The 21425-nt window shown below is 38.6% G+C and carries 27 protein-coding genes and 1 pseudogene; 26 read left to right on the forward strand and 2 right to left on the reverse strand.

What is annotated here, in order from left to right; genetic code table 11:
• The first annotated feature begins 733 nt into the window (after positions 1–733).
• The 10 genes and pseudogenes from M3234_RS29445 to M3234_RS28220 all read left to right on the forward strand — a co-directional run bounded on the left by M3234_RS29445 (position 734) and on the right by M3234_RS28220 (position 8466).
• Complete coding sequence (locus tag M3234_RS29445; RefSeq protein WP_285858851.1) at positions 734–868, forward strand: hypothetical protein; 135 nt, start codon at positions 734–736, stop codon at positions 866–868.
• Position 869: 1 nt separating this feature from the next.
• Positions 870–1715 (forward strand): DnaD domain-containing protein, encoded by an 846-nt coding sequence (locus M3234_RS28185; RefSeq protein WP_262307847.1) that lies wholly within the window; start codon positions 870–872, stop codon positions 1713–1715.
• The gene (locus tag M3234_RS28190) at positions 1712–2737 is read left to right on the forward strand and encodes a DnaB-like helicase C-terminal domain-containing protein (protein WP_311315704.1); all 1026 of its coding nucleotides are present in this window, start codon (positions 1712–1714) and stop codon (positions 2735–2737) included. The genes M3234_RS28185 and M3234_RS28190 overlap by 4 nt, the downstream gene beginning before the upstream one ends.
• Positions 2694–2975: a DnaB-like helicase C-terminal domain-containing protein gene (locus tag M3234_RS29605; RefSeq protein WP_311315705.1), complete on the forward strand. Its 282-nt coding sequence runs from the start codon at positions 2694–2696 to the stop codon at positions 2973–2975. The genes M3234_RS28190 and M3234_RS29605 overlap by 44 nt, the downstream gene beginning before the upstream one ends.
• A gap of 67 nt (positions 2976–3042) precedes the next feature.
• Positions 3043–3468 (forward strand): hypothetical protein, encoded by a 426-nt coding sequence (locus tag M3234_RS28195; protein ID WP_262307848.1) that lies wholly within the window; start codon positions 3043–3045, stop codon positions 3466–3468.
• 35 nt (positions 3469–3503) lie between these two features.
• Complete coding sequence (locus M3234_RS28200) at positions 3504–3674, forward strand: hypothetical protein (protein ID WP_262307849.1); 171 nt, start codon at positions 3504–3506, stop codon at positions 3672–3674.
• A gap of 84 nt (positions 3675–3758) precedes the next feature.
• Positions 3759–4070: an SEC-C metal-binding domain-containing protein gene (locus M3234_RS28205; protein ID WP_262307850.1), complete on the forward strand. Its 312-nt coding sequence runs from the start codon at positions 3759–3761 to the stop codon at positions 4068–4070.
• A gap of 189 nt (positions 4071–4259) precedes the next feature.
• Positions 4260–4514, forward strand: a pseudogene (locus tag M3234_RS28210) (SDR family NAD(P)-dependent oxidoreductase); the annotation flags it as partial.
• The gene (locus M3234_RS28215; protein WP_262307851.1) at positions 4480–5061 is read left to right on the forward strand and encodes a hypothetical protein; all 582 of its coding nucleotides are present in this window, start codon (positions 4480–4482) and stop codon (positions 5059–5061) included. The pseudogene M3234_RS28210 and the gene M3234_RS28215, both read left to right, overlap by 35 nt.
• A 591-nt stretch (positions 5062–5652) precedes the next feature.
• The gene (locus M3234_RS28220; protein ID WP_262307852.1) at positions 5653–8466 is read left to right on the forward strand and encodes a DEAD/DEAH box helicase; all 2814 of its coding nucleotides are present in this window, start codon (positions 5653–5655) and stop codon (positions 8464–8466) included.
• Between the two features lie 19 nt (positions 8467–8485).
• On the opposite strand, the gene M3234_RS28225 is transcribed toward M3234_RS28220, so the two are convergent.
• A complete protein-coding gene (locus M3234_RS28225; protein WP_262307853.1) occupies positions 8486–8884 on the reverse strand; it encodes a (deoxy)nucleoside triphosphate pyrophosphohydrolase in 399 nt (132 codons plus the stop codon).
• Between the two features lie 149 nt (positions 8885–9033).
• On the opposite strand from M3234_RS28225, the gene M3234_RS28230 reads away from it, so the two are divergent.
• The 16 genes from M3234_RS28230 (at position 9034) to M3234_RS28305 (ending at position 21320) form a co-directional block, all read left to right on the forward strand.
• Positions 9034–9372 (forward strand): hypothetical protein, encoded by a 339-nt coding sequence (locus M3234_RS28230; protein WP_262307854.1) that lies wholly within the window; start codon positions 9034–9036, stop codon positions 9370–9372.
• Positions 9373–9404: 32 nt separating this feature from the next.
• A complete protein-coding gene (locus M3234_RS28235; RefSeq protein ID WP_262307855.1) occupies positions 9405–9869 on the forward strand; it encodes a hypothetical protein in 465 nt (154 codons plus the stop codon).
• A 41-nt stretch (positions 9870–9910) separates the two neighbouring features.
• Positions 9911–10621, forward strand: a complete 711-nt coding sequence (locus M3234_RS28240) for a hypothetical protein (RefSeq protein ID WP_262307856.1) — start codon at positions 9911–9913, stop codon at positions 10619–10621.
• A complete protein-coding gene (locus M3234_RS28245; protein ID WP_262307857.1) occupies positions 10615–10863 on the forward strand; it encodes a hypothetical protein in 249 nt (82 codons plus the stop codon). Before M3234_RS28240 ends, M3234_RS28245 begins: the two co-directional genes overlap by 7 nt.
• A 46-nt stretch (positions 10864–10909) precedes the next feature.
• Positions 10910–11473 carry an SAP domain-containing protein gene (locus M3234_RS28250; RefSeq protein ID WP_262307869.1) on the forward strand — a complete coding sequence of 188 codons (564 nt, stop codon included), beginning with the start codon at positions 10910–10912 and terminating at the stop codon, positions 11471–11473.
• A 692-nt stretch (positions 11474–12165) separates the two neighbouring features.
• The gene (locus tag M3234_RS28255) at positions 12166–12810 is read left to right on the forward strand and encodes a GntR family transcriptional regulator (RefSeq protein WP_262307858.1); all 645 of its coding nucleotides are present in this window, start codon (positions 12166–12168) and stop codon (positions 12808–12810) included.
• 47 nt (positions 12811–12857) lie between these two features.
• A complete protein-coding gene (locus M3234_RS28260; RefSeq protein ID WP_262307859.1) occupies positions 12858–14057 on the forward strand; it encodes a CaiB/BaiF CoA transferase family protein in 1200 nt (399 codons plus the stop codon).
• Between the two features lie 55 nt (positions 14058–14112).
• The gene (locus M3234_RS28265; protein ID WP_262307860.1) at positions 14113–15015 is read left to right on the forward strand and encodes a hydroxymethylglutaryl-CoA lyase; all 903 of its coding nucleotides are present in this window, start codon (positions 14113–14115) and stop codon (positions 15013–15015) included.
• Positions 15016–15032: 17 nt separating this feature from the next.
• The gene (locus M3234_RS28270) at positions 15033–16091 is read left to right on the forward strand and encodes a TRAP transporter substrate-binding protein (RefSeq protein WP_262307861.1); all 1059 of its coding nucleotides are present in this window, start codon (positions 15033–15035) and stop codon (positions 16089–16091) included.
• A gap of 88 nt (positions 16092–16179) precedes the next feature.
• Positions 16180–16686 carry a TRAP transporter small permease gene (locus M3234_RS28275; protein WP_262307862.1) on the forward strand — a complete coding sequence of 169 codons (507 nt, stop codon included), beginning with the start codon at positions 16180–16182 and terminating at the stop codon, positions 16684–16686.
• Positions 16683–17963, forward strand: coding sequence for a TRAP transporter large permease (locus M3234_RS28280; protein WP_262307863.1), 1281 nt, complete (start codon positions 16683–16685; stop codon positions 17961–17963). The genes M3234_RS28275 and M3234_RS28280 overlap by 4 nt, the downstream gene beginning before the upstream one ends.
• Positions 17964–18128: 165 nt before the next feature.
• Positions 18129–18590, forward strand: coding sequence for a GNAT family N-acetyltransferase (locus M3234_RS28285; protein WP_262307864.1), 462 nt, complete (start codon positions 18129–18131; stop codon positions 18588–18590).
• 402 nt (positions 18591–18992) lie between these two features.
• Positions 18993–19259 (forward strand): hypothetical protein, encoded by a 267-nt coding sequence (locus tag M3234_RS28290; RefSeq protein WP_262307865.1) that lies wholly within the window; start codon positions 18993–18995, stop codon positions 19257–19259.
• 232 nt (positions 19260–19491) lie between these two features.
• Entirely contained in the window at positions 19492–19707 is a 216-nt protein-coding gene (locus tag M3234_RS28295) for a hypothetical protein (protein WP_262307866.1), read from the forward strand.
• A 217-nt stretch (positions 19708–19924) separates the two neighbouring features.
• Positions 19925–20692, forward strand: coding sequence for a sporulation protein (locus tag M3234_RS28300; RefSeq protein ID WP_262307867.1), 768 nt, complete (start codon positions 19925–19927; stop codon positions 20690–20692).
• Positions 20693–20732: 40 nt separating this feature from the next.
• Entirely contained in the window at positions 20733–21320 is a 588-nt protein-coding gene (locus tag M3234_RS28305; RefSeq protein WP_262307868.1) for a hypothetical protein, read from the forward strand.
• Positions 21321–21343: 23 nt separating this feature from the next.
• On the opposite strand, the gene M3234_RS29820 is transcribed toward M3234_RS28305, so the two are convergent.
• A partial coding sequence (locus tag M3234_RS29820) for an IS3 family transposase (protein WP_396953964.1) occupies positions 21344–21425 on the reverse strand: 82 nt, incomplete at its 5' end.

A 21425-nucleotide genomic window follows, 5' to 3' on the forward strand; every position in this document is an offset into this window, starting at 1 on the left:
CCGTTTAGCTGACGGGGTCAAAGCCCCACGGGCAGTTACGTTCTACCCTGGCTACTGATATAATAAGACCAAAATAAATAAGGTCAACCAGAAATATTTAGCATTCTGGTTAACCTTATAATACGAACTGGCAGGTAAGTTGTAGAAAGGAGATTTTTTTCTTTCTAACGTCTAAAGGGTAACAAAAAATAATTGGTGTTTTGGGAGGTGTACCCTCATTCAACAGATAAAATTTATGATTAAAGCCTTCCTGAATGAACCTTTTTGGTTCAAAATATTAATTTCTATATCTTTGCTTACTTCTATTATTTTAAGCAATTCATTTTTTCAAAATGATCCTTATCTACAAAGTTGTTCTAAATTAGCTGCGGCAATCTTCTTTTGTACTTACGGTATTAAATTTAGAAGGAATTTTAAAATAGCTTTACTCTTCTATGCTTGTTCTGTAATTTGTATTTTCCTATCCATTACGTCATTATTTTAGCTTTATTACAAAAACAGATACAAAACACGATACAAACGAAAATGAATCCATCATTTGGCTATCTCAATAGAGTAGCCTTTTTTAATTTTAAAATCGTATGGCCTTTAATTTTTTATTCCCCAACTTGTAAATAAAGATACTGACACAAATTATTCACCTTTTTCTAAATCCCACCCTGTCCATTTTCTTTGTAAATCCATATATAGAGGATGAAAAGAAGTTCATAGAAAACTAGGATGGTGGTTAAGGATGGCAAAGTATCGAATCGTGCGCACTGATTTTTGGAAAAATCCCGTTGTGATGGAAGAGATGACCCCGGAGGAAAAGTATTTTTACCTCTACCTTCTGACCAAATCCGGAGACAACTCAAATTGGCATCTATAAAATGAAAAAAATACAAATGTCGTGTACGTTGGGCTATCCATTCGAGATGGTTCAATCGTTGATGGAACGATTTATTCAGCATTACAAGTTGATTCGTTACAATCCGGAGACCAGAGAGCTCGCGATTAAAGACTGGGGGAAAGATAATCTTCATAAAGGTGGAAAACCGATTATGGATTGCATCTATTCCGAACTAAAGCATGTACAAGATCTAACCCTCGTTCCATATGTGTCTGAAGCAATCCCGAAGCAGGAAATTCGCGAGCTTTATGACTCCTTTTTCAATCCAGACCAGCTGGCTGCCAGTGACGAAGTTTGTGACCTAGAAGAAATGGTTACATATCCCGATTCCTTATACATACAAATGGACGATACGTCGGCGCGTCGTTACACGATACGTGGGCAAAAAGAAAAAGAAAATAAAAAAGAAAAACAAAGAATAGGCTCTTGGCCAAATATGTCGTACGCACCAGATTCAGAGATCCTTACAAAACAAGAAGATGTCAATGAAATCATCGAGTTTTGGGACAGGAATGGTTTTGGCTTCTCGAACGTAAATGCGAAGCAGCAGCTGTTAGCATGGTTAGATGACTCCAGTTTTTCACAGCCGAAAGAGATGATTCTAAAAGCCATGGAGATTGCCTGCAGTAATAACAAGCGTAGGCTCAACTATGTTGTGGCGATCTTGAGGAACTGGGAAAATGAATCCTTGTTGACCGCGGCGGATGTTGAATCTCATCAGGCAGCCCAAAAGGCGGTAACAAAGCAATCCACTGAATTCATTCGTTCAGGGAGAGATATTCCAAGTGGCTTCCACCTCGACCTAACGGCAGGTGAAGAGGAATGAGTATGGCGGAAAAAGCGTTCTTAGGAAGTCTGATGAAGGCGGAGTACTTACTGATGGATACCGTGATTGTGCCAGAACAGCTAGAAAGTGCCCGGCATAAAGAAATCATGCGAAAAATGGTGGAGTTCAAGCTTGCCGGCAAGAATTTGGATTTGATTACGTTCTCCACGCTGCCCGATCTTGAATCAGTAGGGGGAATGTCCTACCTTTCAGAACTGCTCTCCTATGCGGATATCGAAAAATTTGATGGAATGGAAAAGCTGATTCTGGAGTCGTGGAAGGAGCGGGAAAAGCGTAACATCTTGACCGTTGCGGCCATGAATGACTGGGAGATTGCGAGAGTTGTAAGCGAATTGGATAAAATTAATCAATTAAAGGTAGAGGACCACACTTCTTTACAACAGGCGCTGGCCACAATCTATGAGGCACCGTGGGAAGATCAATCACGCTTGATAAGTGTTACATCAGGTATTAAAGAACTCGACGACATGACAGGCGGCTTCCGGGGCGGTGAAGTCACGATTCTGGCAGCCAGACCATCCATGGGAAAAACCGATGTGATGCTTCATTTTGCGAAAATGGCGGGTTGGGCTGGCTATCTGCCACTCGTATTTTCCTTAGAGATGCCGGAGCGGCTGATCACCCAACGATTAATGGCTTCGACAGGGGGCTTTAATCGAACAAAAATGCGGGATCCAAAAAGAATGCTGAGCCCGCGTCAAAAGGATAAATGGTCGGACGTCATTATGAATCTCAATGAAACCAATATGCAAATCTTTGATGGGGCTGGCCAAAGTATGGCAGAAATCAGAGCGAAAACGAGAAAACTGATGAATCAGTTTCCCCACAGGAAACCGATTCTGTTGATTGATTACTTAACCCTGATCCAACCCAGTCAATCGTACGGAGGAAATGCACATCAACAGGTAACGGAAATCTCAAAATCTCTCAAAAACATGGCGAAGGACTTTGATTGTCATGTCATCTGTTTGGCGCAGCTCAATCACCTCGGTGGAAGCTAGGGCCAATAAACGGCCGATGATGTCCGACATCCGGGAATCAGGAAGTGTCGAGCAGGATGCCGATGTCATCCTGTTCCTCTACCGCGAAGCGAATTATGACAAGGACACTCAAGACCGTTCCCTTGAAATCATTGTCTCGAAAAACCGAAATGGCCAGGTAGGATCTGTCTCAGTGAATTACAACGAGCACACTGGAGGTATTCTGGAACGAAAGGAACAGAGCCAACCCGTTGTATAGCAGTCCAGCACCCCATTAGAAACAAAGCCTATGAACATAAAATTGATAAAGAACGAGGTGTGATCACATGTTGGTGAAAGAGCTTTACGAAATAAGTCTCCGAGATGAAGAATCGTTTGTGGCGCATTGCATCTACCATTTACTAATGGAAGGGAAAATTTCCTTAGAGGACGAGATATCCAAATTAGACTCTGTCCAAGTAGACCATCAGAAAGTGGCGGAATTAATCCGAAAGAATGTATTAGGCATTCATAAGGTTCGGATCTATTCACTAAAGATGAACAGGAAGGAGTTTTATTTCATCTTTGCCAGCGGTCCGGAAGAGGCAATCCAATTCTTTATCGAAATATTTAAGCAGAGTCCATTAAACTGTCACGAATATCCACTAGAATTCGAGCTTGAGAGAGGAAAGGAGTTTGTTAACTTTCGGGAGATGAGGAAGGATTTCGAGAGGTTTCCAGCGATAGCGGGGCGGTTTGAGAGGGTGGGGTGAGGGGGAAAGAAAATTAGATTTGCATCTGGATATCCTTGTTAAAAATCAAGTTTTACGCAGATCAGTATGGATATTCTTTCTGGGAAGTAATGAACCCGTCAGCGATTCTTAAAGAACAGGCATCTAGGACGGAAATTGATTACTATCCATTCACGAAAAAGCAACTAATTGAAGCCGGAGAAACAGATTATGTAGAGCAGCCATAAGGTTTTGCCAAACTTGTGACTCTTTTCAGGCATGACTATTCACTGTCAAAACAAAAGGCAATCGAACTGGCTGAGGATTGAGTGATGACTGTGAAAATAGGACAACAGCCCGGACAATTGATTCAATTTTTACTGACACAACTAGAGATTAATAGTATAGAGGCTGCGAAGCGGCTAATGGATACAGTGATTCCCCTTATGAATCAGACGAGGCAATGGGAATTAAAAGGGCATACACCGGACGAGCTCTTAGCGTGGGATAGGAAGTCAAGGTCTCCTTTGCCAAAGGAAAAAGGAAAAGTTGTTCATTTTCAAACTAGGCAAAAGGTTGGCAGAAACGACCCCTGTCCATGTGAAAGCGGGGAAAAATACAAAAAATGTTGTGGTGCGAAATGATTATTAATAAAAGTGCTAGGTACCGCCCAATTGGATGGTGCCTGGCACTTTATTTTTGTGCCCACTAACGAGGCGGTCGACGTTGTCTCTGATCCTGAAAGAATAGGTAAAGTTCCCCATGTTTCGTATACCCTTGCTGCTATTGGAAAAAAATAAATTGGCATGCTACTTCGAATGGAGGAATTTAACATGAGCAAAACAATTTTCATAACTGGTGCAGGCACCGGGCTTGGCAAAGGGGCAACAATTGGTCTTGCTAAAAAAGGACATCGTGTGATTGCGGCTACAGAGCTGACTTCTCAAAAAACAGACCTTTTGCGGGAAGCAAATGATCTGGAACTGGATATAGAAGTAATTAAAGTGGATATTACGAACTCTTTGGATCTGGAACAGATTGAGAAGTATGATTTTGACGTATTTGTTGCCAATGCTGCCATTAATGAACGAAGGCAAGATAATTGATTATGTTTTTACACATAATGCTTCAGATTCTAATCATATTTTTAAGACTGTTGTTGAGCGTTGCATTGCTCGCAATAAAGACCTGCGATATGACAACGCCCAACATATTCTTAATGAAGTAGAAAGTATTCTGAAGAATCAAGATCAGGCAGAAAGCAAACAGAACACGATTAGCAAGATTCTGAATAATTATTATGATGCTCAGGTACATGATTTTATTATTGGTCTAACAGAGACGGATAGAATCAGTAAGTTTATAGTTGAACATAGGTTGTCAACGTTCTGGAAACTTATTTTGAGATTTGAAAGTGGTTACCAAACCAAGATTCTACAATCTATTTCATATAATTATTCGGAAGCAACAGGGTACGGAGGCTGGACAAATTATGATATCTTCGCGCAGATTTCCTTTAACCTATGCTTGAACTTGGAAGACTTGGAGGTAAGAAAGATTGCAAGAAGCATTCTAGAAGGATGTGCTGACATAAGATACAGCGCCCAAAACCTACTAGAGAAGTTACCTAGTTAAATTATCAATGAACAATTTTCAGGAAAGAACAATAGATAGACTTATCCTTATTTGAGTCAAATCCAGCTGTTCTTTTTATTGTAGAAGTGGTATTTAACCACCATAGATAATGAATAACTCTAAAAGTACTAGACCTCTTTTACCCGGCGACATTTGATCTAAAGAATGCTAACATTTTGGTAACGTCTTCCCAAGAAAAACGGTAAACCACCGTTAAAGATGTTACACACCCAGGAATATACAAAACGTTGATTTACCGCACTTTTTGCACTCAACGTTAACAATATTACACTCTAGCAACCTACGGGCGGCATGATGTAATATGCCTAATTAGTTTAATTGAAATATATGCTGATTTTTATTATGCTAACACTACTACATTTTAGATATCTTGAGAATAACCTAAGCCATTTAGGGGTAGGTAAACAAATAAATATTAACGGTTTACAAAGGTTTACTCTAGGCATTTTAAAAACAATGTATAATAAAAGGTCCTCATAAAATAGAGGATCTTTTTATTTCCCTAATTATATTGTACAATTTTAATATATCCAATAAATAACAGTATCAGAAAAAACAGGGGAAAATGAGATGGAAACGACTGAAAAGAAACTTATCGTTAATTCAGATAAGGGCAATTTATTAAGAGAATTAGTGAAGTCGATGAACGAGTGTGAACGGTTTTATTTTAGTGTTGCGTTCATTAATTTTAGTGGGCTGCAGCTGCTGCTGGATCCGTTAAAGGAAGCAGAGGAAAAGGGAATTAAAGGGAAGATCATCACGTCTACCTATCTAAACTTCACGGATGCCAAGGCTTTAGAGAAAATCAGAGAGTTTCATAATGTTGAGTTGAAGGTGTTTGTTACTGATAAGGAGATTGGCTTCCATACCAAAGCATACATATTTGAATACCGTGACAGCTATAAGGTCATTATTGGCTCATCTAATATTACACAAAGTGCTCTAAAAAGTAATATAGAATGGAATGTCGAGATTATTGCGAAAGAAAATGGTCGGTTTATTCAAGATGTCTTAAAGGAATACGATTATCTCTGGAATATGAGTGAGAATGCGGACCAAGATTTTATTAAGCAATATGAAGAATTCTTGGCAAGCTTTAAGCAAACTCAAAGAACCCACCAAATGATTTATGAAAATAAACAATATATTGTTCCAAATCGAATGCAAAAACGCGCGACTGAGAATTTGGAGCGACTGAGAAGTTTTGGCGAGAAAAAGGCTCTTGTCATTGCGGCAACCGGAACAGGTAAAACCTATATGTCGGCATTTGATGTAAAGAGTTTTAAGCCAAGGAAACTCCTGTTCATCGTACATAGAGAAGAGATATTAAAAAAAGCAAAAGATACCTTTGAAATGCTGCTTCCTAATGATGGCATCACCTTTGGATTACTTACTGGTAATCACAAACAGAAGCATGTTGATTATGTGTTTGCCACGATCCAAACCATTTCAAAGTGCTATCAGGAGTTTGAAAAAGATGAATTCGATTATTTAATCATTGATGAGGCCCATCATGCTACTAGTCCGACGTATCAAACTGTCTTAAGCTATTTTGAGCCGAAGTTTACTTTAGGGATGACAGCCACACCTGAACGTAGTGATGGTCACAATGTTTTTGATCTGTTTGATAATAATGTGGCTCTGGAGGTAAGGCTGCACGAAGCACTAGAGGATGAATTGGTGATTCCGTTTCACTATTTTGGCATCACCGATATTGAAGGTATCGATTTAAGTGATGTCGATATTGATGATATCACTGAAATCACCAAGAGGTTAAAGGTAAATGAACGGGTTGATTTTATCATCGAAAAGATGGATTTCTATGGCCATGATGGTGACAAAAGAAAAGGCCTAGGCTTTTGTGTCAGCATTGAACATGCACAATATATGGCTAGTGAATTTAATAAACGAGGCTATAAAAGTGTGTGTCTGTATGGGGCGGATTCACCTGAGACCCGTGAGCGATATATAAATCGATTAGAGAATGACCATGATGAGTTGAAATTTATTTTTACAGTTGATATTTTTAATGAAGGTGTCGATATTCCTTCTGTTAATACAGTCCTAATGTTACGACCAACAAACTCTCCGATTGTCTTTATCCAACAGCTTGGTCGTGGATTGCGAAAACATGGTAATAAGGAATTCCTGACAGTCCTTGATTTTATCGGAAACCATAATAAAACATTTCTGATTGCGTTGGCCTTAAACGGGAGTAGATACTATGACAAGGAAAGTTTAAAAGTGGCCATTGCGACAGGGTTTGCTAACATTCCTGGGTGTACCCATATTCAGATGGATAAGATCTCACAGGAAAGAATCTTGGCTCAGATTGATAAAGAAAACTTCAATTCTATGAAGTATTTGAAGGAAGAGTACTTCGAATTTAAAAAGCTAAATCAGGGTCGAATTCCATATTTACTGTTGGATTATCTTAAATACGATGGAGCACCCGATCCAGTGAAATTTATTGATCGGGAGAAAACCTATCTATCCTTTGTAGCCAAAGTAGAGAAGGACGAGCATTTAAAAAGTCTGTTGCTGAACGAGTCGTTTGAGGGAGTACTCAAGGAATTATCAAGTAAGCTTCCGCTGAAGAGGATATATGAGTTTGTCATCATTCGCTATTTGTTAGATCACGAGGAAATGGACCTGGAAACAGCGAAGTTTCAGATTCTAAAAATGATCCATGATGTGGATGATGATAGCATTTTGCATGCTTTTGAGACCTTAAATCAAAATTACTATGATAGTGTTCAGATTAAAAATAAGCCTAAATTAGTGCACTATAGCAATGGCATACTAATTAAAACACCTCTTTTTAAAAAGGTATTAGAAAATGAAACGTACCGGAAGTATATTGAAGATATCATCACCTATGGAATTTTCCGTTACGAGAAGGAATTCAAAGGTGAATATTATGGAGTTCCTCACTTTAAGCTTTATGAACAGTACCAGATGATTGACGCTGCCTTACTATCGAATTATCGAAAAATCCATAGCTCTTTCCGGGGATCCGGTTTATTGGCTAACGGGAACGAGTATTTCCTTTTTATCGACTTACATAAAGAAGAGGATGTAAAGGAAAGTATTAACTACAAGGATAAGTTTATTAGTCCCTATGAGTTCCAGTGGCAGTCGGTAAATAGTACGACCCAGCAGTCCGAAAGAGGGAAGAATATTATCCTTAATAAGCAACGTGGCGTAAATCTCCATTTATTTATTCGTAAATATCGAGAGATCGATGGAAAAACGGAACCCTATATTTATATTGGAAAAGGGAATTCTGTTTCCTTCGAAGGAGATAAGCCCATTACAGTCATTATGGAATTGGAGCATGAAGTTCCAGCACCATTATATACGGAGTTTACAAAAAAAGTGTAGTCTTCTCATTGCGAGAAGACTATTTTTCATGGATTAATTGTTCAACCGCTGGAATATCAGCCGGAGCCCACTTTAGCGATTCAAGATTTTCTCTTTTTAGCCATACTAACTTGGAATGCTCACTTGTTGTTGGCGTACCTTCTACAACTCTACACTTTATTGAAATTAAATTAATGATAAAGGTCTCGTATTCGTGCGTGTTGTCATTAAATACCTCTTTGAATGTCTCAATTTTACAATCTAACTCTTCACTAATTTCTCTCTCAAGGGCAGAGTAGATGTCCTCGTTTGCTTCCACTTTACCCCCTGGGAACTCCCATCTGTTTGGAATAGACATTACGGGCGAACGTAACGCACATAAGATTTCTTGGTGCTCGTTTTCAATAATCGCTGCAACAACTTTGATCTGCTTTTTCATTGAAGCCTCCTACAATGTATATTTCTTACCTATCATATCATTTTTTATTAGAGGATTCTTAGTTGTTGATTTCTATGAACTTACAGTACCAGTATTTGCTATAATGAAACTAAATATTGGAAAATCCATACGTATAAAGGAGTGGGAGGATGGAAGCAAAAGTATTATGGAGTAACCTGTTGAAACAAGCACAGGAAGCAGAATTTGAAATACATACGATACCCCAAAATCAAAGGACACGATTATGGTTCCAAGTGGAAGTTCAGGGGAATTATTTAGTAATTAGTAAAGCAAAAAGGAATAGCCCGAGTGCAAGGCTTTCTATGGAAAGAAAAATTAGCTACAAGGATTTTGAATTTGTGTTTCGTTATTATGAAAGATGGTTAAAAGGCGAGCCTGGAGTTCGACAAGAGGTAGCGCAAAAATCACAGAATACTGCCTACATCTTTGCGCTAATTTCTGCTGGAGCTAAACAGGTAAGAATATAATCACTTGAAATGTAAGAATGGGGTCGTGTTTCATGGACAAATGGTCCTTTAAAACGAAATTTATCGACTTGCTTAAAGCAGATGTAGATGGATTGACACAAGAAGGCAAAATAAAGTATATGAAAAAGTGGCTGCGGGAAAATGAGCAGAAACAACAAAACCAAGCAGAGGTACTAGATAAACAATCGGGGTTAAAAGTGGGGGTATTAGTGAATACAACCTTCAAAAAATTAGTAGCCTCTCAATCTCTTTCTAACGAAATGATCGTATTGCTGCAGGAAGAAAGGTACAGTAAAAATACGTTTGATATTAATTATCCTTTTTTAAAGAAGGTTGATCGGAGAGCATCATTGTCTGAACAAAGAAAAGTTAATGGTTATGATCGATACTGGAAAGACGACATCATAATCAACGGCGAAAGATATTTTGTGTGTAGTCAATGGTATGAAAGGAATAAGCCTAAGTTTATCAAATGGCATAATCATATAGGGGTATAGCAAGTTTATAAGGGTGAGTAAAGTGGAGTTGAGAGAACACAATGTTTGTTAAAGTATATCAATATCACATCCGGAAGGATAAGGTAAACGATTTTTTTGCTATTCAGGAAAAGGTAGCTATGGCTTATGGTAATTATTTAGACTTCCATACAATCTATTTAAACAGCAACGAAGATGAAACAAAATGGTATGAGATTACTAGATATAGAGACGAAGCGGAATACAAAAGAAGCTTGGCTGCTATAAATGAACAGGAAGAGATCCAAGAGTTATTCGCCACATTCCAATCCCTTCTAGTTTCTGAAAAGAGAGAAATAACCGATGAGGATTTTAGCGTAGGGAAGGTTATTCAAACCACAGGCTTTTCAGAATGGAATAATGTGAAAATCGTTCCTCCCCAAAGAATTCCAGACGAACTGCTCGGAAAAATTATTGAGAAATTGGGCGTCCTTCTCCCATACCACTGCCGTGGAATCAAGATCACAGATAAGCTGATTAAAGCAGCGGTTGAATCCTTGAACGATGCTCCATCTAAGATGCTGCCGCAGAATTGCCGGAATGATGCGAGAGACAAAACTCCAGATGGGCTGGATTTAGAAATTAAAAAGAGAATGGATTTTGATCTTCGCACTGCCAATATTATTTCCGATGTTTTGGCCGAGGCTGGGATTGTGAGGGTTACGAATGCGATTAATCCTCAAACAGGGAGAAAGGTGAAAGCGACGAAATTATTAGCGGAATGGACATGGTAAGAGGCCGAAACGAGAGTGATAATATGAACCACTATCAGGCTATCATTTTAGCATTGGATTCCTTAGGTGGAGAAGGCACCATTAGGGAAGTGAATGAATCGATCCAAACTAAGTACCCGAATAAATGGAGAGATGCAGGGACAGCCATGGCCGATATGGCTCCTGAATCGTTAGGTGGGAATTGTTCATCAAATGTAAGTGATGAATATCGGATTTTGGAAAGTGTATTACTTGCGCGGTAAAGTGTTTTTCAAAAGGATGAAAAATGGTGTTTTCGAGGTGATTTGGTTGAGACCTATATTAACAAAAAATACTAGTGTCCAGAGTTATAAAGATTTCTATTGGTTAAAAGAAGAATTACAAGCATTTTGCAGAGAGCATGGAATAAGTGCTTCAGGCTCGAAAATAGAGATTTCTCACCGGATTGAAACATTTCTTTTAACAGGGGAGATAGAAAAACCTATCAGAAAATCAAAGATAAACAAGAAGATTGAACCACAATCTGATTTAAGTCTTGACTCGGTTATTACGGCAAACCATCGTTGTAGTCAAGAGGTGAGAGGTTTCTTTAAGACAGTGATCCCCAAATTTCATTTTTCTACGTATATCCAAAACTACTTTAAAAGCAACGTCGGAAAAACGTATCGTGATGTGGTAGATGCTTGGTATGAGGAAGAAGAGCGCAAGAAAAACCCCTCTTACAAGAAGAGCATTGCACCTCAATTTGAATACAATCAATTCATTCGTGATTTTTTTAAGGATACGCTCAATAAAGGTAAAAGTCGTGAAGCAGCGATTGAAGCTTGGAATGAAATAAAGAAACTACCTGGAAGCAACAAATACAAAAACTAATGCTTAACATGTAAGAACATCTTAACATTCTACTAAACGTAATTTAACTTTCGACAAGCAGAAACAAGCATTTGTTTGACTCGTTCATCAAATGCTATTTGTTTTCTTTTTCCGGCCAACGGAAAATGGCTAAGCAATGTATTTAATCATTAAATTAAAAAAGAACCAATTAAGGTCCTTTTTCTGTTTGCTGTTAAATTGTTCAATTGCTCGTTCGCAAAAGATCCGAAAGGCCGTTGTCATTTGTGTATCGGAATCCCTGAATTTTTTCTCTTTCCTTTGTAGAAAAAAGGACTTCTCCTTCTACACTTGCCGTTTTTTCTTCCTCTCCATCTTTCTGATACCCGACCGTTGCTATGAAGGTATAACGATTGGAACTATTCTCCCATTGCTCCAACGTGATCTTCTTAAGACTTAACTGATAGCCATTATGGTATGCAAAAGTGGGGTATTGAGTATCAAATGCACCTATGAAAGAATCGAGCCCAGAGTCTGTATAGTAAGGACCGTATACAATTGTAAAGGCATGATGTATAGATAACCTTTTGTAGGTTATTTTTTTTTGCGAATAAATCTTCCGAAAATAGTAAATATACTGAATGTTAACCGTTGACAGTTAACCGGAATTATCTTAATATTAAAAAAGTGTTAAGAGAACGGTCGCGATGCGGTTCGGAAAGGAGGCGCTTTCATTGTCATCGCTTGTTAGAGATACATTAAATACCCAAATCTATCAAATATTAAAAAAGCGTTTATTGGAAGGTGATTACACTCCTGGTGAAAGATTGGTAGAAACAAAGCTTGCGGAAGAATTCGGTACCAGCCGTGGACCGGTGCGTGAGGCTTTAAAAATCCTTATTCAAGATGAGTTGCTTGTGCAACAGGGGAACGCAATACAAGTATTCAGCCCTTCGACATCCGATATGATAGATATTTATCAAGTTCGGCAGCAAATGGAATCGCTCGCAGCTAAATTAGCTGCTCAAAAAATTGATTCTTCCGAATTAGACATGCTGGAAACGATTGTGGAAGAAACGAAAACAGCCTGGTTAAAACAGGATAAAAATAAAGTAGTGGAATTGAGTATTAAATTTCACGAGATTATCTTGAATTCATCCGGTAACCGCCAACTGATTTCATTAACGAATATGATTCGCGATAAAGTGACCTACCTAAGGAACAGTGTGGTGAAAGAAGCCATGCATGATGAGAGCCCGATCGAAGAACATTCACGCATCCTTTCAGCCCTTAAAGAAAGAGATGGGGATAAAGCAGCAAAGGTAATGCTTGAACACATTGAGCATGATTTATCGGCACTTATATCACTTTATAAGTAGCATTGTTCTTTAACTTTAAACGGCGTTTAGATTGGAGATGAACACATATGGGAAAAAAAGCGTTGGAAGGCTTAAAAGTGCTGGAAATGGGACAACTCATTGCCGGTCCATTTGCCTCTCGGTTATTAGCTGAATTTGGCGCTGAGGTGATAAAAGTCGAACCTCCAGCTAAGGGTGATCCCATCCGAACATGGCGGGTGATGGAAAACGGGACAAGTCTATGGTGGTATGTTCAATCCAGGAATAAAAAGTCCATTACCATTGACCTGAAGCACCATGAAGGACAAGAGCTGATCCGCGGGCTGGTGAAGGAAATTGATATTTTAATAGAGAACTTTCGCCCTGGAACATTGGAAAAGTGGGGTCTCGGATACGAGGAATTAAAGAAAATTAACCCAGGTCTGGTGATGATTCGGGTGTCCGGATATGGTCAGGATGGTCCGTACAAAGATAGACCAGGTTTTGGCTCGATTGGGGAAGCGATGGGGGGTCTTCGCTATATCACGGGCTATCCAGACCGGCCGCCGGTACGAGTAGGTGTAAGTCTTGGAGATTCGTTGTCATCGCTGTATGCGGTGATCGGTGCCTTAATGGCTGTTTACCATCGAGATGTGAATGGCACAGGTGAGGGACAGGTCATTGACGTTGCCCTATATGAATCGGTGTTTAGTTTAATGGAAAGCGTTCTTCCCGAATATGACCGCGCAGGATTGATTCGGGAAAGGTCGGGAAGTATGCTGCCGGGAATTACACCATCGAATACATATGTATGCTCAGATGGTACCTATATCGTTATTGGTGCGAATGGGGATGCCATTTTTAAAAGGCTGATGCATGCAATGGGACGAGCGGACATTGCCGAGGATCCGCGCTTTGAAAACAACGCCAAACGATCTGAACACGCTGCATTCTTAGACGGTCTTATCGAAGAATGGGCGAAAAGTTTGCCATTTGAGGCAGTAAAGGAGAAGTTGGATGAAGCGGGTGTCCCGGCCGGTTCCATTTATTCTGTGGAGGATATCGTCCATGACCCGCATTACCAAGCAAGGAAAATGATTCAGGAAGTAGCCGTTGATGGTCTTGGTATGTTGAAGATGCCGGGAATTGTCCCAAAGATGAGTGAAACTCCTGGTGGAATCGAGTGGGCAGGACCAGAATTGGGGCAGCACACCCATGACGTTCTTGGCGGTAAGCTAGGCCTGACCGAAGAGCAAATGAATGAGTTAAAAGCAAAAGGGGTTATTTAGATCCCATTCAATTTATAAAACAGGGAATTTCTCACAATAAAAGAGGGGATGTCTTATGAGCCTTCCGGATAAGGTGGAAATCATAGAGGTCGGGCCCAGGGATGGAATTCAGAATGAATCCAATTTTATCCCGACTGAAAAGAAAATAGAGCTGATCAATGCGCTTAGCAAGACTGGAATCAAACGGATGGAAGCCGTTTCTTTCGTTCATCCGACATATGTGCCGCAAATGAAGGATGCAAAGGAAGTTCTAAACGGCATAGAAAAAAAACCTTCGGTTCAATATATGGCGCTGATTCCTAATGAGAAGGGGTATGACCGGGCGATAGAAAGCGGTGTCGATTCACTATCACTGGTAGTAGGAGCAAGTGACAGCTTTAATTTAAAAAATGTAAAAATGAGCCGGGAGCAATCTATGGCTAAGCTCGGAACGGTAATCGAGAAAGCGAAAGCACATGATATATTTATCCGCTATAGTATTGCAACGGCTTTTTGGTGCCCGTTTGAGGGAAAAGTAGATGCGGATCTGGTTCTCAAAATGGTTGAGGAAGCAGAACTGCTCGGTGCAGATGAAATTGTTCTTGCCGACACGATTGGAAGAGCGAATCCAAAACAGGTTTTTGAGTTATTTCAGACTGCCATTTCATTAAAAACAAAAGCAAGTATTTCTGCTCATTTTCACGATACGTATGGCATGGCACTGGCAAATGTCATGGCTGCCTTAGAAGCGGGGGTCACTCGTTTTGATGCTTCGATCGGCGGTCTTGGCGGGTGCCCATTTGCTCCAGGTGCAGCGGGTAATGCGGCAACAGAGGACCTTGTTTTCATGCTTCATGAAATGGGTATTGATACGGGAATTGACCTAGGGCAGCTTTTAGCTTGCATCGAATTACTGAAACCATTAACAAATCGGGGATTGACGGGTCATCTTCATAAAGTAAAACAAAAAAATAGTTGAGGGGGAAGGGATATAAAATGAAGAAGGTAATCTCAAGTTTTTTAGTCTTAATTTTATTAATGGGAATTTTAACAGCTTGTGGGGGAAAGGCAACAAATCAAGCTGCTCCTGCTAAAGGAGACAAAGCTGAAGAGAGTGGCGGTGGAGACGGGTACGAAGAAGCTACCATTCGCTTAGCGTACAATTTACCTCAAGACCATCACATTTCTGTTGGTATTGAACAATTTGCCAAAGATGTTACGGAAAAATCCGGCGGTAAGGTAAAAGTGCAAGTATATCCAGCTGGACAGTTATTAAGTGATAAGGAAATGAACCAGTCGATCCTGACAGGCGGGGTAGAGATGGGATTAAACTCGGCAACACTTTGGGCTTCGACCGTTCCTGCCATGGGTATCTTTGACGTCCCTTATGTTTTCCATGATTATGCAGCTGCAGGTAAGGCGCTTTCAGGTGAAATGGGTGACAAACTAAAGTCTGCTATGGAAGAAAAAGGGGCAAAGGTATTATTATTTGCTGACTATGGTTTCGCTCAATTTGCTAATAATGTGAGACCGCTTAAATCGCCTGGAGATTTTAAAGGCTTAAAGATCAGAAGTATTGGTGACATTCCATCAGAACTCATTAAAGCATATGGAGCTTCTCCTGTGTTTATGGGTGCCGGGGAAGTTTATATGGCCTTACAGCGTAAGACCGTTGACGGTGCAACCTCTGGAACCACTGCGATGCTGCAAAGAAAATATGATGAAGTAGTCAAATACTTAACCATTAACAATTATGCCTATTTAGAGTTTATTTTAGCCGTAAATAAAGGGTATTGGGATAAGCTTCCTGCCAAAACACAAAAATTAATTGAGGAAACGGCTGCTGAAACAGAACAATGGATTCGTGAACAAGCAAAGGCCGAAGATACTAGAACCGCTAAAGAACTTGAAAACAAGGGTGTGGAAGTTTACGTCGTTCCTAAAGAAGATCTAAAAGTTTGGAAGGACGAGGCGAAACCAGTCTATGATATTTTTGAAAAACAAGCTGGCGATCTTGGTAAGAAACTTCTAGACATTGCTGAAAAGCAAAACTAAACAAGTAGATTGATAGAATCACCTGGGAGGACATGTCTCTCAGGTGAATTTTAAATCATGTCCTTTCTGACATAGTTTGGAGGCAAAAATGGATTTCTTTAAGACGCTTTATAAATTCATCGATAGAATCATTCAACTTGGAGGAATCATTTCAGGCATATTCGTGGTGCTTATGACAGGAATGATCTTTTATGAGATAGTGTCTCGTGCAATTTTCAATTCCCCAACGATATTTGCGACAGAATTATCCATTTATTCGTTGATTGGCAGCTGTTTTTTCGGAAGCGGATACGCGTTAAGAACCTATTCCCATATTACAGTGGATCTTTTAACAAATGCGGTACCAGTAAAAGTAAAAAATATTTTGGAGGTGATCTCCAATATTTTAGGGCTCCTTTTTAGTGTTATTTTCACCTATTACGCGATCCTGCATGTTCAAGGGACTTATACAATTGGAACAACCTCTTCCTCACTATTAAGGGTGCCGATGTATTTACCCGAAATGCTGCTGCCAATCGGCGGGGTTTTGCTTTGCCTAGCATTTATCTTACAAATCATTGATGGCTTTAGTCAGAAAGGAGAGACTCACGCATGAATATTTTTTTCCTTGGAGGAATGGGGACTCTCCTTTTAATTGGTCTGCCCGTTGCCTTTACGTTAGGGCTGCTTACGATAGGCGGAATGTATTTCTTTAACGGCGGAACGCTGGCTTTCAATCAAATACCGATTATTTCTTATAAGGCATTAGATTCATTTGAGCTAACGGCTCTTCCACTATATGTATTAATGAGCCAGATACTATTAGTTTGCGGTGTAGGCAAAGATTTATATGAAATGGCAAGCAAATGGTTCAGGCATTTACCTGGCGGGCTTGCGATTGGAACGATTTTCTGCTGTGCCATTTTTGCTGCTATTTCAGGTTCAAGTGTGGCAACGGCTATAACAGTTGGCTCAGTGGCGATTCCAGAAATGGTTAAACGAGGCTATACGAAAAAATATGTTTTAGGTTTAGTAGCCGCAGGCGGTACATTAGGGATTTTGATTCCGCCAAGCGTTCCGATGATTCTTTATGGAAATATAACTGGAGAATCTGTAGGCAAACTTTTCATTGCAGGAATTGTTCCTGGAATACTCCTTACCCTACTTTTCACCCTTTTTGCCTCCTGGCAGACAAGACATATTAAAGACAAGCCTGCGACCTGGGGGGAAAGATTGGAAGCATCCAAAAAGGCTATTTGGGGGTTAATCCTGCCCGTTATCATTATCGGCGGTATTTATTCAGGCCTGTTTACACCAACGGAAGCGGCGGCAGTGGGGGTAGTCATTAGCTTATTAGTCGCTGGATTAGCCTATAAAAATTTAACGCTTAAAAATATGAAAGAAATCTTATTTTCAACTGTTCAAACAAATGCAATGATTCTTTTCATTATTGTTGGTGCCATGCTGCTTGGGTTTATTTTAACGGTTCTAAGAATCCCACAAACCATTACTGAAATGGCGACATCATGGGATGTATCCCCTTGGGTTATTTTAATATTAATCAATATCGTATTGTTGATTTTAGGATGTTTCTTGGAGACGGTTTCTATTATCGTGATTACTGTTCCAATTTTATATCCAATTATAACGTCTTTAGGTTTTGATCCAATCTGGTTCGCAATTATTTTGGTAATTAATATGGAATTAGCATTAATTACACCACCTGTCGGATTAAATTTATTCGTATTAAAGGGAGTAGACAAATCTGCCTCCATGTCAGAAATTGTTAAAGGTGTTTTTCCATATGCGATTATCATGATATTACTCATGGGGCTGCTTGCAATATTCCCAGAAATCGTCACATTTCTTACGAATACGGGGAATATAAAATAAGGGAAAGAACTTGACCGGCATCTTTTGGATGCCGGTTTTTGTGCGGCGGGCACTTTTTCATAAACGCCTGTATATGGCTGCAGAGTTGCGCCCAATTCGACCATTTAATTAAACAATGTGGCAAATGTTCATATAATGACAGAAATGGCGTAAGAGGTGGGGAAATTGAAATTTAAGATCATACCATCAAAGCTTGCGGAAGCCAACGAATTGTTAAAGATTCAAAAAGAGGCATTTCATTCAGATTTAATCAAGTATAAGGATTTTCATGAGGGCCCTGCATCTGAATCATTGGATTTCTTTATATATAGAATGCAAAATTCCTTACACTATTCAATTTTTGTTGATGGCAGGCTTGCAGGCGGAATTTGTATTGTAAAACAAACAAAGGATCATCATTATTTGTTTCGTATTTTCCTAGGCTCTGAATTTCAAAATAAAGGATTGGGATCCAAAATTTTAAAGCAGCTGGAAAGGCAATTCCCTAAAGTGAAAAAGTGGTCCCTTGATACACCTAAGGACAACCATAGAAATCGCCATTTTTACGAAAAATTTGGCTATAAAAAAACAGGAGAACAGCAAATTAGCGAATACTTAACTCTCGTTTATTATGAAAAGATACTTTAACCTTTTTTATGCTCCTATTATTAAGATGGATATTGAATTAAAACCCATTCTTACAAAAAATCTTGAACTTACGAGGGCGTTGATCCTAGAGGATTAACGCTTCTTCTTGTTGAACTAGTAAATATGTTAAAATTTAATTATTCTGTTGAATTAATAAAAGTGAGGATTGAACCAAAATATGAAATATTTAATAGGTTTGTACGTGGTTATGACGGTAATGGTATTTGTAAATTTGACAAGTGAATATTTTTTTAAAGGGGAGTATTCAGCTATCGCAAGCTCAGTTATAGTCCTTTTATTTCTCTTTGGCACTATATTATTTGTTAATGCAAGATATTTTCTATCCAAGAAGTAGTCATTGAACAAGATTTTGATTATGGGGTTTTATACGGTGGTGGTCCAATGGGTAGTGGAGGAAGACCAACAGTAGCAGCATACAAAAGAATATCTACTGAACTAAGCGAAAAAGAAATTTTTGAACATTACAATACGAATAACTTTGAAATATACTTTGAAGGTACAGAGGAACTAAAGAAGAACGGTAATGACCAAATTTGGTACGAAGGATATATGAAAAATGAAAATGTTTTGAGTCCAGAGGAACAAATTGAGGTTATCATTCAATATAGAACGGAATTTAGCTATCCCTTTTTCATAGACCTTTATTAAAAAATGGGTGCGATGCTTCAATAATGGAGGATCGCTTTTTCTTATTAAAATAACGGTTAGTTCGACAAGGAGGAATATTTCTATTTGACATAGAAATATTATTTTTGAGCCATTTCTGTTTCATTGGCTGGAAGTTTGATTGCTAAAAATTACATAAAGTGAAGTGCGAAATAGATTGTGTTGATTTTATTATATTAATGTTGCAGGTTCAGGATAAAAGGGGTTGGTTGCTTTGAAAAATACCAAATTAAGAGTTGCTTGGATTGTTCCAAATGCACTTTGTTATTTAATATTTATAGGCTTTTCGATTTTCATAGCTTTAAATACATCAAGTCTACAAGAAAAAAATCTATTGAGTATATGGATATTTGCAATGGTTGTTCTTCTTTTAATATCCATCTTTGGTAGCTATCGAATTTGGTCATGGATAAAAGAAGGTAAAATGTAGAATGGATTATTCAAGTAATGCGTGCATTTCTGTAACAATTGGAAACGCCTTTTTTATTGAACGGGACAGGATAGTTCAATAAACCAATGGATTATTATGGTAAAATTAATAAGAGAAGTTTTTTAACTTACAGGGGGTGTTTACATGCCAGATAACGATGAAACTCCTAAGCAAAAAAGAAAAGGATTAAGACAAAAGGATTTGAGGTGAATACTTAATGTTCGGATTAGAATCAGCAAAAGTAGACCTGAAATTAGATAAGAAAGAGTTTATTCCAGGTGAAATCATGACAGGCAAACTTTTCATCAAAGGCGGTTCTCGCGAAAAAAATATAAACAGCTTGGAAAGCATTTTGCATGTCAAAGTAATGAAGAATAAGATTCCAAAAGTTATACCCCTGATTAATTATACTTTACGAGAAGAAGAGTCTTTCTCCATTCAATCCAATACATACAAGGAACTCCCTTTTGAATTGACATTACCAAGGAATATTCCCGTAAGCACTGATAAGGTAGAATATGATCTTGTTACTAAACTGGATATCGATTTAGGAAAGAATGCTTCTGCCCGTGACGAGATTACCGTTCATCTACCTCCCCTAAGTAACAATATCTTAAAATCCACAGAAACATTAGGATTCTTTCAGGAGGACAATTTTATCACGGAAGGAGGACAATTTTTTCGTTTAGTCCATGAATACACTGGTACCGAAATAGATTTGTCCTTTTTCGAAGTTTCAGAAGGGGTTTTTGTTAAAATGAATTTACAAAAATTCACAACAGAACTGCCGAGTCCAGATGTGCTTGCCAATCAATTCTTTGTACCATCATCAGTTCATTTGGAGGAGTATCCTGAAATAGTAGATAAGGCAATCTATGAAGCTTTAAAAAATCCTTTGAAATTTAAGAGTGGTCTACCTATTTATAAACATAATACGGGTAATACCACAAAAGCATTCGTTACTGGATTTATCTTTGGAATATAATATAGAGGGAAGTTGTGAAACAGTAGGGGGTAACCAGACAGTGAATAAATCAGCCATTCAACGTATTAATGAAATGGTATTTATGGATAGAATGAATCTTTTCGAAAAACCTGATGTGATTCTTTATCATCCAGGTCACTTTCCAGAACTAAATGCACAATTATTGGATTTTTATAAGAAATTTGGTGCAAATCTAATTTTAATTCCTAATGTTTATAATGATTTCTTAAAATGTAATGAATATGATTTTTATGCCCCACTCTTAATGATAGAAGGTATTGAAAAAGAAAAGGTAATGCCAATTCCTACTGGTAATGGTGTAGACGGTGTGGACGGTGTAGTTCAATCAGCATTTAGGTTCCTCAATAACACCAGTCATAAAAATATATTATTAGCTGGAAAATCATTTTTTTGCAGACGCTTCTATTTACTGGCTTCTATTTATGCAAATGAAAATAAGGTTTTAGATGTATTACCGCTACAAGATAACAGAGATATTATACCTACCAAATGGACACATAGTGAAAAGGGTAGAGCAAGGATACTAAATGAAATTGAACAATATGCAAAAATTGTAACCGAAAAAATAAGTGCTTTACTCCTATGTGAACTGCCCCCTGTCAAGTAGACAGTGGAAATAATAAAACGGAACTAGGCGGCTTTAGCCCTGTATTCTAAGGGACTGAGGCCGTTTAGTCTTTTTTGTAGTCGTTTTTCATTGTAAAATTGTATG

Source organism: Neobacillus niacini (assembly GCF_023715785.1).
Taxonomy (GTDB): Bacteria; Bacillota; Bacilli; order Bacillales; family Cytobacillaceae; genus Neobacillus; species Neobacillus niacini_E.